The sequence below is a fragment of the Streptomyces sp. TLI_053 genome, assembly GCF_900105395.1.
In the GTDB taxonomy this organism is placed as follows: Bacteria; Actinomycetota; Actinomycetes; order Streptomycetales; family Streptomycetaceae; genus Kitasatospora.
Map to the genome: position 1 here is coordinate 628,417 of NZ_LT629775.1, position 16,505 is coordinate 644,921.

Sequence of the window (16,505 nt, forward strand, 5' to 3'; positions counted from 1 at the left end):
CTCCCGCCGGGCTGGCAGGTGGTTCCGCAGAGCGGCGGCGGGCTGGACGCACGGCTCGCGGCGGCCTTCGGCCACGCAGCCCGGCTCGCCCCGCACGCGCCCGCCCTGCTGGTCGGCATGGACACCCCGCAGGTGACCGCGGCCACCCTGGCCGAGCCGCTCTCGCCGGTGGGCCGGGCCGGGGCGGACGCCTGGTACGGGCCCGCGTCCGACGGCGGCTTCTGGGCCCTCGGGCTGGCCCGGCCGACCGAGGACCTCGCCCGCCGGCTCCTCCTGGGGGTGCCGATGTCGACCCCGGACACCGGGCGGATGCTGCTCGACCGGCTCGCGGCGGCGGATCTGGTGGTCCGCCGGCTGCCCGAGGCCACCGATGTCGACACCGTCGAGGACGCCCGGCTGGTCGCCGCCCAGGCACCGCGCAGCCGGTTCGCCGCGCTCCTCCACTCGATCCAGGGCGCCCCCGGGTCGACGCTCCCGACCGCCCCCGAGGTGGCGGGTTGAGCGGCACGGCCACGGCCTGGATCGACGACCCGTTCGCCGAGGCCGTCCGCACCGGACGCGGCCCGCTCTGGCTGCGGGACGAGGACGGCCACCGGATCCCGCTCGACATCGAACGCTGGTGCGCGCCCGCCGCCGGCGGTGACCACAGCCTGCTGCTGCGCTGCTTCGACCTGTCCGCGCCGGTCGTGGACCTCGGCTGCGGACCCGGCCGGCTGGTCGCCGCGCTGCTCGCCCTCGGCGTCCCGGCGCTCGGTGTCGACGTGACACCGGCCGCCGTCAGCCGCACCCTGGGCCTGGGCGGCGCGGCGCTCTGCCGTTCGGTGTTCGACCGGCTGCCGGCCGAGGGCCGCTGGGGCGCGGCCCTGCTGGCGGACGGCAACCTCGGCATCGGCGGCAACCCGCAGGCCCTGCTGCGGCGCGCCGCCGAACTGGTCGCCCCGGACGGTCTGCTGCTGGTGGAGGTGGAACCGCGGGAGGTGGACGAGCGGGTCACCGTCCGGGTCGAGGGCCCGGACGGCCGGCTCGGGCCGCCGTTCGCCTGGGCGCGCCTCGGCGCAGCGGCCGCCGTCCGGCGGGCCCGCGGTGCCGGGCTGGTCGAGGCGGAGCGGTGGACCTCGCACGGCCGCCACTTCCTCGCCCTGCGCGGGCGCGCCGGACCCGCCCGCTGAGGCCGTCCCCCTCCGCACCCGGGGACCGCACCGCCGGGCGGCTCACGGAGGGGGTCCGCCGCCGCGGACGGGGTCCGCCCGGTCCGCGGCCGGCGCGGGCACCCAGTGCGGGTGCTCGCGCTCGGCCCAGCGCCGGTCCACCAGGCCGGTCCGCATCCCGAGCCGGGCCTCGGGATCGCGGACCGCCATCCGCACGTGCCCGGCGGTCACCACAGCGATCGCCGCCGCGAGCCAGTCGTGGACGAAGGTCGCGCCGGTCCGCCAGCCCGGTGGCGTCAGGTGGACCAGCCACATCATCAGGCCCGTGCCGACGATCACCAGCATCGACCCGAGCGTCCACTGGGCGTACAGCTTCTGCCCGGCGTTGAACTTCCCCGCCGGACGGTGCGCCGCACGCGCCCGTACCGCCCGCAGCCAGGCCCGGTCCGCGGGGCCGAAGCGGCTCAGCCGGGAGACGTCCGCGCGCACCGCGCGGAACGCCAGTCCGAGCAGCAGCGGCACCGGCAGCGCGAGGCCGCACCACACGTGCACGGTGACCACCAGCCTTCGGCGGCCGACCAGTTCGGCCAGCGGCGGCAGGTAGAGGCAGGCGGCGGTGGCCAGGCAGGTCAGCATCAGCGCGGCGGTGGCGCGGTGCACCAGGCGCTCGGCCCGGGTGAAGCGCAGCAGGAGCTCAGGCGGTCGGCGCATCGTCGCGTCCGTTCGAGCGGCCGACCCAGGCGTCGGTGTCGTAGCCGAGTTCCTCCCAGTAGCCCGGCCGCACCGCATCGGTGACGGTGATCCCGGACAGCCACTTGGCCGACTTGTAGAAGTACATCGGGGCCACGTACAGCCGCACCGGACCGCCGTGGGAGTGGGAGATCGGGGCGTCCTGGAGCTTGAGTGCGACCAGGACGTCGTCCCGCCGGGCCTGCTCCAGGGTGAGGCTCTCGGTGTACTCGCCGTCGAAGCAGCTGAACCGCACCGCCCGGGCGCCCGCCGTCACACCGGCGGCGTCGAGCAGGTGGGCCAACGGCACGCCCTCGAAGGGGGTGTCCGGCACCCGCCAGCCGGTCACGCACTGCACGTCCCGCACGATCCGGCGCTGCGGCATCACCCGCAGGTCGGCCAGTCGGTAGCGGCCGGGCCGTTCCACCAGCCCGTCCACCGTCAGGCTGTAGGTGTCCTCGCCCCGGGCCGGGACCGAGGCGACCACCGAGTAGTACCGGAAGCCGCCTCCGCCCGGCAGCAGGCCGGTGAGACCCGTCGGGTCCTTGCCGGCCACCGCGTCCTGGGCGCGTTGCAGGTACGGACCGGCCACGACTCCCGCCGCGCCGAGCCCGAGCATCCCGAGCACCACGCGCCGGCCGACCGGCGTGCCCCGGCCCTCTTCGTCCTTTTCGCTCACACGGCCGATCCGACCAGTCGGAAGGCCGAAGGGCCAGGGTCCGCCCCGCGCCGTCAGACTTCCGTCACTTCTGGCCGCCCACCGCCACGACCGCCCGCTCCCCGAGGTACTGGCGCAGCAGCGGGACCACGAGGACGACGCACAGCGCCGTCCCGTAGGCGAGTTGCTGGGCGGTCTGCCCTCCGGTCAGGTACAGGGCCTGCCCGGCGGCCGGCACGGCCAGCCACTCCCAGCGGCCGTCGAGGGCGACCAGCGCGACCAGCAGCAGCCCGTACCAGGGGTAGCCGGGCGCGACCAGCAGCAGCGCCGTGCCCGTCACGAGCAACGCGCCCTCCCACGGCCGGTCCCGGTCGCCCCGGCGGAGCACCCGGAGCACCACGGTCGCCAGGACCAGCCCAGCCGCCCACGGTGCGAGCGCGTCCGGCAGTACCAGGCGCAGCAGTCCGAACCGGTCGAGGTGCCCCTGTTCGTAGCCCTCCTCCCGGAGGTAGCCCGGCAGATAGCCCAGGACGGAGGTGCCCGAGGCGGCGAGGTACGGGAGGTAGGAGAGGGCGAACGCGCCCAGCGCCGATCCGAGGAGCAGCACGTCGCCGCGGGTCGGCCGGCGGGCCGCCAGACCGGACAGCGCCCCGGGAAGGGCGAGGGCGGGCAGCAGTTTGGTGGCGATCGCGCCGCCGAGGAGGAGTCCCCCGCGCACCGCCCGTCCCCGGGCCGCGCAGCCGAGCCCGGCGACGGTCAGCAGCGCGCCGAGCGTGTCCACGTGCGCGTCGTTGACGGCCCACACGGTCACACCGGGGAACCAGCCCCACAGCGCGGCGCGCCACGGCGCCCGCCCCGCGCCCAGCAGGAGCCCGGTGGTCGTCACGGCCAGCAGTGCCCCGGCGGCCTGTACCCCGCGCACCCCGCCACCGAGCGGGTGCAGCGCGAGGAACCAGGCCTGCGCCACGGGCGGGTAGACGGTGTGCACGGCCGGCCGGTTGATGCGGGTGCAGTCGCCGGCCGCGGTCGTTCGCTCGTCCCAGCCGGTGCAGCCGTCACCCACGGGGAAGAGCCCGGGATCGCGCAGCCGGGCGAGCGCCGGGTCGTCCGGGGTGTGTGCGTAGGGCGAGATCCCGGCGGCCTGGACCCGGCCGTCCCAGACGTAGCGGTAGGCGTCGTCACTGGTCCGCGGCGGGGCCAGGAGCCCGACGGCGGCCACCGCGACACTGCCCGCCAGGACCAGTGGCACGGCCTGTCGGCCGGGCACCTTGCGCAGCAACGCCACCGCGACGGCGAAGAGCGCGGCATCGAGGAGGTACCAGCCGTGGCGCGGCAGGGCGCCGGCCCGGGCGACGGTCAGCGCCAGGGCGGTGACCAGGGCGGCGAGGGCGGCGGCGGGAGCGAGGAGGCGGGGCGACGCGGTACGGGAGCTCACGTCGGCCACCCTCCCACCGGCGGGCCCCGGCGGGCTGGGCGGCGGGGCCGCCGTTCGGATTCCGTAAGCACGTCGAAGTGCCGGAGCACGGTCCGGGAACGGTTCGATGGAAACGTGGAATCCGAACCCGCCGACTCCGGCGCCCCGCCCGCCCGCCGCCGCTACGACCCGCCGCTGCCCGCTCCCCCGTCGTTCCTGCGGCGCGGGCCGTTCCGCGAGGGCGTGTTCACCTCGCCGCTGCACGAGCCGCGGACCGTGGTCGTCGTGGGCCGGTGGCTGGGCGCGGCCCTGCTGCTGTGCTTCCTGACCGGTCTCACCAGCCATCTGCTCCAGGACCCGCCCGGCTGGCTCGCGCCCCGTCTGCCCGCCCGCCCGGCGAACGGCTACCGCGTCACCCAGGGCCTGCACGTGATCGGTGGACTGGCCACGATCCCGCTGGCCGGCGCGAAGCTGTGGGCGGTCTACCCCCGGCTGTTCGAATGGCCGCCGGCGCGCAGCGTGCTGCACGCCCTGGAGCGGCTCGGCATCGCGGTCCTGGTCGCGGCCGTCCTGCTGGAGCTGTTCACGGGGCTGCTGAACACCTTGCAGTGGTACCCGTGGCCGTTCCCGTTCCGGCAGACGCACTTCTGGCTGGGCTGGCTGGCCACCGGCGGGCTGCTGGTCCACCTCGCGGTCAAGGCGCCGCTGATCGCGGCGAACTGGTGGCGCCGGGCCGCTCCCGCCCTGGCCGAGCGGCGCGCGTTCCTCGCCTCGGTCTTCGCCGCGACCGGTGCGGTCACCCTGGTCACGGCCGGGCAGACGGTGCCCTGGCTGAGCGGCCTGGACCTGCTGGCACCGCGCCGCCCGGACCTCGGCGCCCAGGGCCTGCCGGTGAACCGCACCGCCGCCCGGGCCGGCACGCTCACGGTGCCGGCCGGCTGGCGACTCGTGGTCGACGGGCCCAGGCGGTACGAACTCACCCTCGCCGAGCTCGGCGAACTCCCCCAGTACGAGGTGGAACTGCCCATCGCGTGCGTGGAGGGCTGGAGCGCGAGCGCCCGGTGGGGCGGGGTCCGGGTCTCCGAACTGATGGCGCGTGCCGGAGCCCCGGCCGGTTCCTCCGCCCGGGTCACCTCGCTGGAGGCCGAGGGCCCCTACCGGGTCATGGAGATGCCCGCCCGGTACGCCGACGATCCGCTCAGTCTGCTGGCCCTGCGGGTCAACGGCGAGGTGCTGACGGCGGACCACGGGTTCCCGGCGCGGATCATCGCGCCGAACCGGCCCGGCGTGCTGCAGACCAAGTGGGTCACCAGGATCGAGGTGGTCGCATGACCGCCGCGGTCCGCGCTCTGCTCATGGCGGCCGGCCTCGCCCTGACCGGCTACGGCCTGTACGGGCTGCTCGGCGATGCCTACATCACCGACCCGGTGGACGTCCTGGTGTGGGGGCTCGGCGGGCTGGTGCTCCACGACGGCCTGTGGGTGCCGCTGTTGTGCGTGCTGGGCGCGTTCCTGGTGCGCGGCCCGGTGCTGCGCGGCTGGCTCGTGGTCGCGGCGGCCGTCACCGCGGTCGGCCTGCCGGCCGTACTGCGCGCCGACGACGACGGCGGCAACCCGTCCGTGCTGCCGCTGCCGTATCTGCGCAACTGGCTGCTGGTGCTCGCCGCCACCGCCGGACTCGCGCTGCTGGTCGCGCTCGTCGGGCGGTGGCGGCGGCGCGACCGGGGCGCCGGGCGCCGGGATCGGGCCGTCGGGCGCCGGGATCGGGCCGTCAGGGCGCGGGCACCCCGGGAAGACCGGTCGTGAGGCCGTCCAGCGCGTGCGGGCACGGGCAGTCGCGCTCCGCGGGGAGGCGCTCCACCGCCTTGAACAACACGGTGCGCAGCCGGTCGACGTTGCGGGCGAACTCCTGCAGCACCTCGCCGTGGGTGACGCCCGCGCCGCTCTCCACGCCCGCGTCGAGGTCGGTCACCAGGGCCATCGAGGTGTAGCAGAGCCCGAGTTCACGGGCGAGGACGGCCTCCGGGTGGCCGGTCATGCCGACCACCGACCAGCCGTTGGCGGTGAACCAGCGGGACTCGGCGCGGGTGGAGAAGCGCGGGCCCTCGATCACCACCAGCGTGCCGCCGTCCACCGGCTGCCAGGCCGCCTCCCCGGCGGCCTCGATCGCCACCCGCCGCCCGACCGGGCAGTACGGGTCGGCCGTCGACACGTGCACCACCTCCGGTACCGTGCCGTCCGGCAGCGGCAGGCCGTCGTAGAAGGTCTGCGGGCGCCCGGACGTCCGGTCCACGAACTGGTCGGGCACCAGCAGGGTGCCCGGCCCGTACTCCGGTCGCAGCCCGCCGACCGCGCAGGGCGCCAGCACCTGGCGCACGCCCAGGGTGTGCAGTGCCCACAGGTTCGCGCGGTAGTTGATCCGGTGCGGGGGGAGCCGGTGGCCCCGTCCGTGCCGCGGCAGGAACGCGACCCGGCGGCCGGCCGCCTCGCCCACGAACAGCGCGTCGCTCGGCTCGCCGTACGGGGTGTCCACCCGCACCTCGGTCACGTCGTCCAGCAGCTCGTAGAGCCCGGATCCGCCGATCACGCCCACCTCGGCGCTGGGCAGGACGTCCTGGTCGACCGTCATCACGGTCCGCCTCTCTTCTCGGGAACAGCCTCCGGGCCACTGTAGGAACGGACCGCGCCGGATCCGGGCCGCCGGTCCTTACGAATCGCGGACGTCCCCCGCCCGGCGGCCCTCGGCGCCCGGGCGACGCTCCGATACGGGTCGACGGGGCAGAGGGGGTGGAGGAGACCCAAGGTGCCGAGGGGGCCGACCTCACCGACGAGATCCGGCCAGCCGGTGAATTGTCCAAGTCGCTTGTCCACCAAGGGAATTTCGTAACCTTCCCTCCGCTTGGGAGCCCCCCGTGCCAGACTGGCCGACGCCCCGCACGAGTTCGCCGCGGGGCCTTCACCGCTGCGGATCAAGGGAGTGGTCCGAGAGCGGTGTCAACGCTTCTGGAAGGGGAACAGTGGCACCTCAGGAATCCCTGCTCAAAACCTACGGGGACCGGTCGTACCGGCACGTGACCATGGCCCGGCACCAGGGCACCACCATCGCCTTCGCGATGGACGCCTCCCGCCGGATCGTCTACTCGGTGCTGGACCTGTCCGGCCAACAGACCAAGGGCGAGATCGACTCGACGTACTGGAGCGAGAACCCGGCGGAGCTGGCGTTCCCCCGGGAGATCGCCGAGGTCGGGTTCGCCGTCGTCGGTCCGACGGCCATGCCGACGGTCAAGCGCGGCGGGGCGGAGGCGGGCCCCGACGAGCGGCCGCTGCCCGCCGAGATCGAGCCGTTCCTGTCCACGACGGCGCGACTGACCGCCGACGCCCCGTTCCACGTGGTCTCGGACGGCACCTACGTGGTGGTGCTGCGCCAGTCCATCGCCGGGACGGACCCCGGCGCGGTGCACAAGCTGACCGGCCGCGGCTCCTCGGGCGACCCCGGCCGCACGGACTACCAGCTCACCGGCACCGAGAAGACCCCGCTGGCCCACAACACCCTGCTGTGCGACCGCTTCCTGCTGGTCGACGGCAAGCTCAAGCCCGCGCTGGAGGTGCGCTTCAAGCGCAGCCGGCACGCCACCCTCCCCGAATCGGCCAAGGACAGCCTGGGCACCGAGGACATGGAGGGCCGCCCGTTCCACGAGCCGACCCAGAAGCTGTCCTTCGTCCGGCATCTGACCCGGGGCCGCTTCGCCGCCGTGCTCGTGCCGACCGCGATCAGCAACGTGCAGCGCTGGCAGCTGTTCGCCCACAACGACGCCACCGGCCGGGTCGACTGCTTCAACGTCGAGCAGGGCGCCCAGGGCCTGTTCAACACCCTCGGCACCCGCTTCTACACCAGCCCGGACGCCTCCTACCGCGACTCGGTGTTCGAGCGCGGCCCGGGCACCTGCCCGTTCACCGGGCGCGAGCTGGTCCCGGTGACGGGCGGCGAGGGGCACGCCGAGACAGCGCTGCGGCTGACCGGCACCGACCCGTACGTCGACCTGGGCGACCCGGCCGCGCTGCGTTTCGGGGGCAAGGCCTACTCGATCGAGGCCTGGATCAAGCCGAGCTCCCACGACGGCCCGGTGCTCGGCCGCGCCGGCGAGTACCGGCTGGCCGTGGACAGCACCGGCGCGGTGACGCTCACCCACGCCGGCGCGCCCGCGACGCTGACCTCCGACGAGACCGTCCCCACCGACGTCTACACCCACATCGCCGCCACCTTCGACGGCAGGACCGCCAAGCTGTACGTCAACGGCAAGCCGGCCGGCAGCGGCGCGCTGCCGTTCACCCCGGCCACCGGCGCGAAGACCCTGATCGGCCAGGACGACGCGGGCGACCACTTCGACGGCGACCTCGACGAGCTCCGGGTGTGGAACCGGGTGCGGACCGAGACCGAGCTCGCCGAGCAGATGAACCACCGGCTGATCGGCAACGATCCCGGCCTGGTGGCCTACTACCGCTTCGACGAGGGCACGGGCACCACCGCCCACGACCAGACGGACAACGCGCTGCACGGCACGCTCCACGGCGACGCCGAGTGGACGGGCTCGGACGCCCCGGTCGGCGACCACCCGGGGGTGCGGCGCGACAGCTTCACCCTCGCCGGGCGCACGGTCGAGTCCGGCATGTCGGCCGTGCTCTACCACCAGCAGGAGAACGTCGTCGCCGGGTACCGCCCCGACCCCAAGCCGGCCAAGCGGCAGGCCCGGGTGATGCTGACGTTCACCGCCAAGGACGGCCAGGGCCCGGCCGTGGCCGCCCTGGACTTCGCCGTCGGCCGCGACGGCCGACTGGCCCAGGCCCCGGACGTGCTGGACCCGACGGCGCTCAAGCGGCCGGTCGTGGGACAGGACTCGGAGGCGATCAGCGAGCAGCAGCAGCGGATCAAGCGCCTGGAGCCGGAGATCGCCGGCCTTCAGCGCCAGATCGCCGAACTGGCCGGCGAGATGGGCAAGGAGGCCGCCTACCAGGCGGAGTACGACCGGACGAAGCCGGGCTTCGACGACCTGGAGCGGCGCTACCTCGCCGAGAAGGACCTGCCGACCGCCTACAACTACACCCTGCGGCTCAAGACCCCGGCGGTGCTCGCGAACGGGCACCGCCGGGAGTGGCTGCTCGGCTCGCGCACCGACCCGACCAGGGGCGTGGCGTACTTCAACGACATGAGGCCGCCGGAGGCCAGGTTGTCGACCTGGCAGCTGGAGGCCGTCGGCGAGTCCCAGGACGGCAGGCCCTGGTACTGGCTGGTCTTCGACGGGAACCTGTGGCTGCGGATCGAGAACGACTCGACGGCGGAGAACGCCAGGATCCTGCTGAGCAACCCCATCCCCGGCAACCACTTCGAGCAGTTCCAGCTGGTCGTCGAAGGCCGGCCGAACTCCGACGAGACGTACGTCCGCATCGTCAACCGCAGGACCCGGCTCGCGCTCGGGGCGCCCGCCTCGGTCAACCACGCCCTCCCGGTGCAGTCGAGCGAATGCCTCAAGGCGGACTCGGGCCTGCTCGTCATGACGAGCCTCGGCCTGCGGTCGGGACTGGACGTGCAGTACCGGCCGGCCAAGCTGGCGATGGACACCCTGAGCGCGCAGCTCGAGGGGGCGCGGACGGCCCGGCAGCGCACGACGGAGCTGCAGCTCGCGCTCACCGCCCGGCAGGCGGACCTGCAGGACGCCCGGAGCCGGCTGGCCGCCCTGTCGAACGCCCAGCAGGGCGACGACGACCTGACGCTGGCCATGCCGCTGCTCGCGGTGGACGCCACCGGCCTGAGCCTGTCCGGCTGCCTGCTCGACTTCGCCCGGGGCACCGACCGGCCGGCCCTGCTCGACAGCGGCACCGGCAACCTCGTGCTGTACTTCCGCGGGGTCAACGGGCAGTTCTTCGCCGTGTACTACGACACCGCCGTCGTCCGCGGCACCCGGACGCTGGCCGGGGACGGCGGCACGCTCAGCTTCGTCGCCCGTGACCCGGCCGTCGCCCTGGACACCTGCACCGTTCAGGTCGGCGACGGCGACGCGCCCGACCGCTGCGACCTGACCGTCACCGTCGGGACGGTCACCGAGACCTGGACGTCCCTGCCGCGCAAGGCCGACCAGCTGGCGGCCGCGCTGGCCGGGTACCCCGGGCGTCCCGTCACGGTCGGCACGGTCGCGAAGGTTACCGGCGACACAGTGGAGTTCACCGCCGCCACCACCGTCCGCGTCCCGGCCAAGGCCCACCTGCTCGTCGGCAGCCTGAACCACGCCGCGTCCGCCGACGCCCCGGTCGGTGCCAAGACCCTCACCCTCACCTCGGCGGGCACCGCGATCAAGCCCGGCGACAAGGTCAGCCTCGTCTCCTACGACTGGGGCCGGGCGCAGTCCAGCCGCCCCGGGGTGCTGCTGTCCGGCGGGTCCCGGTTGATCGGGCTGACCACGAACGGGGTCGACTCCGTGCCCAACGGCACGGCCAAGGCTTCGGTCACCGGTCGCGGCGGCCGTTGGCGGGCCGAGATGCCCGGCCGCGCGTTCCTGCTCGACGGCAAGGACCAGTACCTGACGCTGCCCGCCGCCAAGCAGCAGGACGTCACCCCGGGCGGCGACCTGAGCCTGGAGGCCTGGGTCCACCCCGAGACCGGGCAGGGCCGGCTCGTCCACGGCCGGACGGACGGGGCGAACTACTCCCTGGCGCTCGCCGCCGCCGGCCTCCCGGTGTGGCAGTTCCTCGGCAACTCCAGGGTGGAGCCGACCGCCTCGCTCGACCTGTCGAAGCGCGACTTCACCGTCGAACTGTGGGCCAAGCGCGACAGCGTCCGCGGCGTCCGGGAGCCGCTGCTGACCCACGGCCACCTGCCGGGCGGCCAGACGGACCGGACGCTGTGCCTGCACTTCGAGCCCAACGGCGCCTTCGGTTTCGGGTTCTACGCCGACGACCTGACCACCCCCCAGACCTACACGGACCTCGAGTGGCACCACTGGGCCGTGGTGTACCGCAACGCCACCCGCGAGCGGATCGTCTACCGGGACGGCGTCGAGGTCGCCAAGGACGTCGCCAAGGGGGCGTACCTCGGCAACGGACCGCTGGTCCTCGGCCAGCAGCAGTTCACCGGCACCTCCCTCTACGGCCAGATCGACGAGGTCCGCGTCTTCGACCGGGTCCGCACCCCGCAGGAGATCCTCGCCCAGCGGTTCCAGCGGCTGTCCGGCCTGGAGCCCGGACTGCTGGGCCACTGGAAGTTCGAGGGCGGGCCGAACGACACGGCCTCGCCGATCAAGGGCTACCAGGTGGTCGCGCGGGTGGGCCAGCAGGCGGTGCGGTCGGCGGAGCGCTTCCCGTGCAACGAGTGGGGCCACGTCGCCGCGACCTTCACCCAGTCCTGGGCGGTGCGCCTGGACGGCGGCGAGGGCCTGTCGGTGGCCTCCCAGGACTCGCTGAACATCCTGGAGGACCTCACCATCGAGGCGTTCGTCCAGATCGAGCAGTTGGGCAAGCCCGCGGTCCTGGTGTCCAAGGGAGCGGCGGTCGACGGCGGCCGCGAGGGCGTCCCGTACCAGCTGAGCGTCCTGGCCGACGGCCGGCTGGAGTTCGCCTTCGCCGACGCCGCCGGCAAGGCCACCCGGTTCACCTCCGGCGAGACCGTGAAGCCCGGCACCTTCCACCGGGTGACCGTGGTGCGGCAGCGCCAGCCCGACACCCCCGACACCGTCAAGGCGAGCGAGAGCAAGCCGGCCGAACCGGCCGTCCGCGTCTACCTGTACCTCGACGGCAGGCTGGCCCTCAGCACCCTGTGGGGCGGCACCGGTGTCCAGGCCAACAACCGCCCGGTGGAAATGGGCCGGGGGCTGCGGGGCGTCCTGTGCGAGGTCCGGCTGTGGAACACCGCCCGCACCGCCCCCCAGCTCGGCCTGCCGGTCGGCCCGCGCGACAAGGGGCTCCTGGCCTGCTGGCCGTTCAACGAGAACACCGGCAACGTCTCCGTCGACCTCGGCGGCTCCTTCCCCGCGAAGCTGCGGGGCGCGCGCTGGACCCGCGACCCCGACCCGAAGGCCAGCATCCTGCGGCTCTACCGCAACGGCGAACCGCTGACCGAGGGCACGACGGCCGCACACGACCACGACACCGCGGGGGACAACCAGTTCACCCTGGGCGCCAGGCTGGTGGGCGGCAAGCCCACCGAGCTGCTGACCGGCACCCTGGAGGAGGTGCGGATCTGGCGCGCCGTCCGCACCCAGGAGCAGATCTCGGACAACCTGTTCACCCGCCTGCGCGGGGACAAGCAGGACCTGCTCGGCTACTGGCCGTTCGACCGGGACTCCACCGCGACCGGCACCACCTCGGTGCGCGACGAGGGCCTGCGCGGGAACGACCTGCACTTCTCCCCGAACCGGCCGAAGATCCTTCTCTCCACCGCGCCGATCTCCGCCGACACCGCCCAGGTCCGCTCGGCCCTCGCCGACGTGCGCACGCCCTTCCACAGCACCATCGCCGGCGCCCCCGGCGCCACCGAGTACGCCGACCTCCAGTACGACGCCAAGGGACAGGCGATCGGCGTGCTCAAGCGCTGCTACGGCTTCGTCCGCGACGGCCGCTGGCACCTGATCACCGGCTACAAGGTGGGCGACCTGATCACCGAATGGGTCGGCCAGGCCCAGTTCGACCCGCAGCTCATGGGCTACATCGAAGGCGCGCCGCCGGTGCCGTCCGAGAACCTCACCGACAAGTCCGACGGCTACGCCGGTGCCTCCTCGGTGGAGTTCACCGAGGCCGACCAGGTGCTGCAGAGCCTGTCCACCAGCAAGACCGAGAGCACCAACACCGCCTTCAACGCCTCGTTCGGCGCCGAGACCGACGCCGGTGCCATGGCGGTCGCCGCGCCGCTCGGTTTCGGCACCGCGACCCCGGCGGCCAAGGCCCAGCTGAAGCTCGCCGTGACGGGCAGCCTGGAGTTCTCCAACTCCTGGAGCGAGGACACCAGGATCAGCCAGGGGACGAACACCGCCCGCAAGTCCAAGCTGGCGCTGACCGGGCACGTCGAGGACCCGGCCAAGGTGCTGAACTCCGCCGTCGGCCGCCGGTACGTGCCGGCCAACACCGGCATGGCGCTGGTGCAGTCGCAGACCGCCGACGTCTTCGCGCTGCGCCTGGCGCACACCGGCGCCCTGGTCGCCTACCGGATGATGCCCAACCCGGACATCCCGCCGGACTGGAACATCATCCACTTCCCGATCAACCCCCGGTACACCAAGCAGGGCACCCTGGACGGCGCGGTCGGCTTCGACGACCGCGGCAAGGTCACCGATCCCGACTACCCCACCGCCACCGGCTACGGCGAGTACAGCTACTTCAAGCCGCGGGACGCCTACGCGCTCAAGCGCCGGATCACCCGCGACCAGCAGCGGCTGCAGGCCTTCTACGAGTCGATCTCGACCGAGATCGACCGCAACACCATCGACGAGGCGGCCAAGGCGCAGGCCAAGTCGGCCCTGCAGTCGATGGGCGTGATCACCGGCTCGGACACCCGCCGCACCACCGCCGGCAGCAAGAGCGCCAGCGGCTTCTCGCGCCGGGACCTGGTCAACACCTACGTCTGGACGGCCCAGGGCGGCTTCTTCGCCGAGACCACCGAGGCCACCGACGCCGTCAGCGAGACCACCTCCGGCGCGTACGACCTCAGCGTCAAGGTCGGCGGCTCCCTCGACTTCAGCTTCGGCCTCGGCCCCTTCGGCTTCTCCATCCACCTCGACGCCTCGCGGGGCGGCAGCCTCAGCCTCACCAAGGCCAGGACCAAGGACTCCTCCCGCACCTTCGGCCTCGACGTCCAGTGCGCGCCGAACGGGGACCTGCAGCGCCGCGACAAGGACGGCAAGGCCGTGTACGACGCGGCGGGCAAGCCGGTGCTGGTGCCGGGCAAGGTGGACGCCTACCGCTTCCTCACCTTCTACCTCGGCGAGAACAGCGCCAACTTCGACGACTTCTACCGCAAGGTCGTCGACCCGCAGTGGCTGTCGAACAGCGACGCCCCCGACGCCGCCGCGCTGCGGCAGACCCGGCAGAACACGGCGAAGCCCCCCTGCTGGCGGGTCCTGCACCGCGTCACCTACGTCAGCCGGGTGCTCGCACCCGTCCCGCCGCCCGGGGCGCCGCCGCTGGAGAAGGCGATGCGCGCCGAGAACATCGACAGCAACTACGAGCTGATCAGGCGCCTCGAACCGTACGTCCGCCCCGCCGCCACCAGCAGCGCCGCCCTGGCCACCGCCACCCGCGACGCCCTCGCCGCCCAGCTGCCCGAACTCCTCCCCCACGCCACCGAGATCATCGGCTACCTCACGCGCTACTTCGGAACGGAGAACTGACGCCCGCCCTGCCCTCCGGCGGTCCGGAGGGCCGGGCCCACCACCCTGGGACCGGAGGGCGGGGCGGTCACGGCATCGAGCCGTGACCGCCCCGCCCTCCGGGTGTCTCCGGTCGGCACCGGCGGCGGCGTCCCGGCACCGGGTCCGGTGCCGGGACGGGAGGAGCGGGACGGAAGCGGGCACACCGGCCGTTCTCCCCCGGCCGGTGCAGGACGTCCCAGGGACGCGAAGCCCCTGGTGGGACGGGTGGCGCGGCGCCGAGCATGGGCCGTGTCCGAGTCACGGACCGCGGCCGGGGCGAGTGTCCCGCCGGGGCGGCCCGCGACCGTTTCCGAAAATGGGGGAACCTTCCATGATCAAGAACATGTTCCGGCGCGGAGCCGTCACCCTCGGCGCCGCGGCCATGGCCGTCACCGCGCTCGCCGGTGTCGCCCACGCCGACCGGGGTGTCGCCTACATCAAGCCCGGCCAGCACAGCAAGGCGGTCGCCTGCGTGCAGCAGGGGCTGCGCAACGCGGGGTACTCCATCGACGTCGACGGCCTGTACGGCAACGCGACCTACGCGGCGCTGACCGACTTCCAGCACAACCGCGGCCTCTCGGCGGACGGCATCGTCGGCCCGAAGACCGGCGACGCCCTGTACTACGGCTACCTCCAGCCCTCGGGCAACCTGCCCCAGATCGAGTTCTGCCCCACGGTCATCCCCACCACCCGCTGAACCGGCACCGACCGACTGTCCGTCGGCCGGTCCGCCGCCCGAACCCGAACGACCCGCCCACCGGGTCCGTGCGGCCCACCGCTGCCCTCTCGCCGTCCGCAGGCGCGGGGGCAGCGGCGCTCCGCCGCGCCCCCGGACCTCCCGCTCCCCTCCGAAGGACCAGGTAGCCCTCCACATGACCACTGACCCCACCTCCCGCCCCGGCCGCCGCTCGGTGCTCGCCGGCGCCTTCGCGCTCGGCACCGGAACCCTGTTCGCGACCGCGCTCCCCGCCGGCACGGCACGCGCGGCCACCGGCCCGGCGATCGCCTCCGCGGCCACCTGGGGCGCCCGGCCCGCGTCCGGCCCGCTCACCGTCCTGCCGGGCGCGCCGGACAAGGTGATCGTGCACCACACCGCGACCGCCAACGTCACCGACTACTCGCAGGCCGCCGCGTTCTCGCTGGCCAGGTCGATGCAGACCTACCAGATGGACAGCGAGGGCTGGATCGACACCGGCCAGCACTTCACCGTCAGCCGCGGCGCGTACATCACGGAAGGCCGCCACAACAGCCTGTCCACGCTGACCGGCGGCACCCAGCACGTGGAGTCCGCCCACTGCACGGGGCAGAACACGGTGGCGATCGGGATCGAGAACGAGGGCACCTACAGCACCGTCGACCCGCGCAGCGAGCAGTACGCGGCGCTGGTCGCCCTCATCACCCACATCTGCCGCCAGTACGGGCTGCGGGCCTACCAGATCTACGGGCACCGCGACTTCAACAACACCGAGTGCCCCGGCGACCGCCTCTACGCGCTGATCCCGCAGCTGCGCCGCGACGTGGCCGCCCGGATCGGCGGGGACCCGACCGGTCCGGTGTGGCCGGTGCTGGGCAGCGGCGCCTCGGGCGAGCAGGTGAAGACCCTGCAGTACCTGCTGGTGCAGCGGGGCGCCTCACTGACCGTGGACGGCTCGTTCGGTCCCGCCACCCGCAGCGCCGTCACGGCCTTCCAGAACACGGTGCACGCCTCGGCCGACGGCGTCGCGGGCAACCAGACGTGGAGCCAGGCGGTCGCGCCGCTCGCGCGCGGGGCCTCGGGCAGCGCGGTGACCGCCGTGCAGAGCCAGCTGGTTGCGCACGGCATCGCGGTGGCGGTCGACGGCGCCTTCGGGCCCGGGACGCAGTCCGGGGTGGCGTCCTTCCAGAGCGCGGCGTCGCTGCCCTCCGACGGCGTGGTGGACGCCCGGACCTGGAGCCGGCTGCTCGCCTGACACCCGATGCCGTACGGCTCCGATGTCCTGCACCTCCGGTGCTGCACCCTTCCGATGCCGTACCTCTCCGATGCCGTACCTCTCCGGCGCCGCCCGCGAACCGGTTCACCGCGGGCGGCGCCGCGTCCGTCGTACGGGGGCCGCACGACGGTCCGCGTCGCCCGAAGGTCGGCCCCGGCCGTCTCGGGACGTCCCCGGACCGCCGGGGACCGTGGTG

11 protein-coding genes are annotated in these 16,505 nt (G+C 74.0%); 7 read left to right on the forward strand and 4 right to left on the reverse strand.

Annotation, left to right across the window (positions count from 1 at the left end; translation table 11 throughout):
- Window positions 1-18: 18 nt before the first annotated feature.
- Window positions 19-501: a TIGR04282 family arsenosugar biosynthesis glycosyltransferase gene (locus BLU95_RS43660; protein ID WP_502689855.1), complete on the forward strand. Its 483-nt coding sequence runs from the start codon at window positions 19-21 to the stop codon at window positions 499-501.
- Window positions 498-1,169, forward strand: a complete 672-nt coding sequence (locus BLU95_RS02360; RefSeq protein WP_093858438.1) for a methyltransferase domain-containing protein — start codon at window positions 498-500, stop codon at window positions 1,167-1,169. The genes BLU95_RS43660 and BLU95_RS02360 overlap by 4 nt, the downstream gene beginning before the upstream one ends.
- Window positions 1,170-1,211: 42 nt before the next feature.
- On the opposite strand, the gene BLU95_RS02365 is transcribed toward BLU95_RS02360, so the two are convergent.
- The 3 genes from BLU95_RS02365 to BLU95_RS02375 all read right to left on the reverse strand — a co-directional run bounded on the left by BLU95_RS02365 (window position 1,212) and on the right by BLU95_RS02375 (window position 3,970).
- Complete coding sequence (locus BLU95_RS02365) at window positions 1,212-1,859, reverse strand: cytochrome b/b6 domain-containing protein (RefSeq protein ID WP_093858439.1); 648 nt, start codon at window positions 1,857-1,859, stop codon at window positions 1,212-1,214.
- Window positions 1,843-2,496: a molybdopterin-dependent oxidoreductase gene (locus BLU95_RS02370; protein ID WP_093864585.1), complete on the reverse strand. Its 654-nt coding sequence runs from the start codon at window positions 2,494-2,496 to the stop codon at window positions 1,843-1,845. Before BLU95_RS02370 ends, BLU95_RS02365 begins: the two co-directional genes overlap by 17 nt.
- A gap of 124 nt (window positions 2,497-2,620) precedes the next feature.
- Window positions 2,621-3,970 carry a glycosyltransferase 87 family protein gene (locus BLU95_RS02375; RefSeq protein ID WP_231978217.1) on the reverse strand — a complete coding sequence of 450 codons (1,350 nt, stop codon included), beginning with the start codon at window positions 3,968-3,970 and terminating at the stop codon, window positions 2,621-2,623.
- 222 nt (window positions 3,971-4,192) lie between these two features.
- On the opposite strand from BLU95_RS02375, the gene BLU95_RS02380 reads away from it, so the two are divergent.
- Both BLU95_RS02380 and BLU95_RS02385 read left to right on the forward strand, forming a co-directional pair.
- Window positions 4,193-5,281, forward strand: coding sequence for a molybdopterin-dependent oxidoreductase (locus BLU95_RS02380; protein ID WP_093864586.1), 1,089 nt, complete (start codon window positions 4,193-4,195; stop codon window positions 5,279-5,281).
- Window positions 5,278-5,754, forward strand: a complete 477-nt coding sequence (locus BLU95_RS02385; RefSeq protein ID WP_197698699.1) for a hypothetical protein — start codon at window positions 5,278-5,280, stop codon at window positions 5,752-5,754. The genes BLU95_RS02380 and BLU95_RS02385 overlap by 4 nt, the downstream gene beginning before the upstream one ends.
- On the opposite strand, the gene BLU95_RS02390 is transcribed toward BLU95_RS02385, so the two are convergent.
- On the reverse strand, window positions 5,720-6,577 hold the full coding sequence (locus BLU95_RS02390) for an S-methyl-5'-thioadenosine phosphorylase (RefSeq protein WP_093858441.1): 858 nt from the start codon (window positions 6,575-6,577) through the stop codon (window positions 5,720-5,722). The two genes, BLU95_RS02385 and BLU95_RS02390, sit on opposite strands and share 35 nt — an antisense overlap.
- A 388-nt stretch (window positions 6,578-6,965) precedes the next feature.
- On the opposite strand from BLU95_RS02390, the gene BLU95_RS02395 reads away from it, so the two are divergent.
- The 3 genes from BLU95_RS02395 (at window position 6,966) to BLU95_RS02405 (ending at window position 16,288) form a co-directional block, all read left to right on the forward strand.
- A complete protein-coding gene (locus BLU95_RS02395; RefSeq protein WP_159424732.1) occupies window positions 6,966-14,318 on the forward strand; it encodes a LamG domain-containing protein in 7,353 nt (2,450 codons plus the stop codon).
- 352 nt (window positions 14,319-14,670) lie between these two features.
- Complete coding sequence (locus BLU95_RS02400) at window positions 14,671-15,036, forward strand: peptidoglycan-binding domain-containing protein (RefSeq protein WP_093858443.1); 366 nt, start codon at window positions 14,671-14,673, stop codon at window positions 15,034-15,036.
- A 175-nt stretch (window positions 15,037-15,211) separates the two neighbouring features.
- Window positions 15,212-16,288, forward strand: a complete 1,077-nt coding sequence (locus tag BLU95_RS02405) for a peptidoglycan recognition protein family protein (protein ID WP_093858444.1) — start codon at window positions 15,212-15,214, stop codon at window positions 16,286-16,288.
- Window positions 16,289-16,505 lie beyond the last annotated feature (217 nt).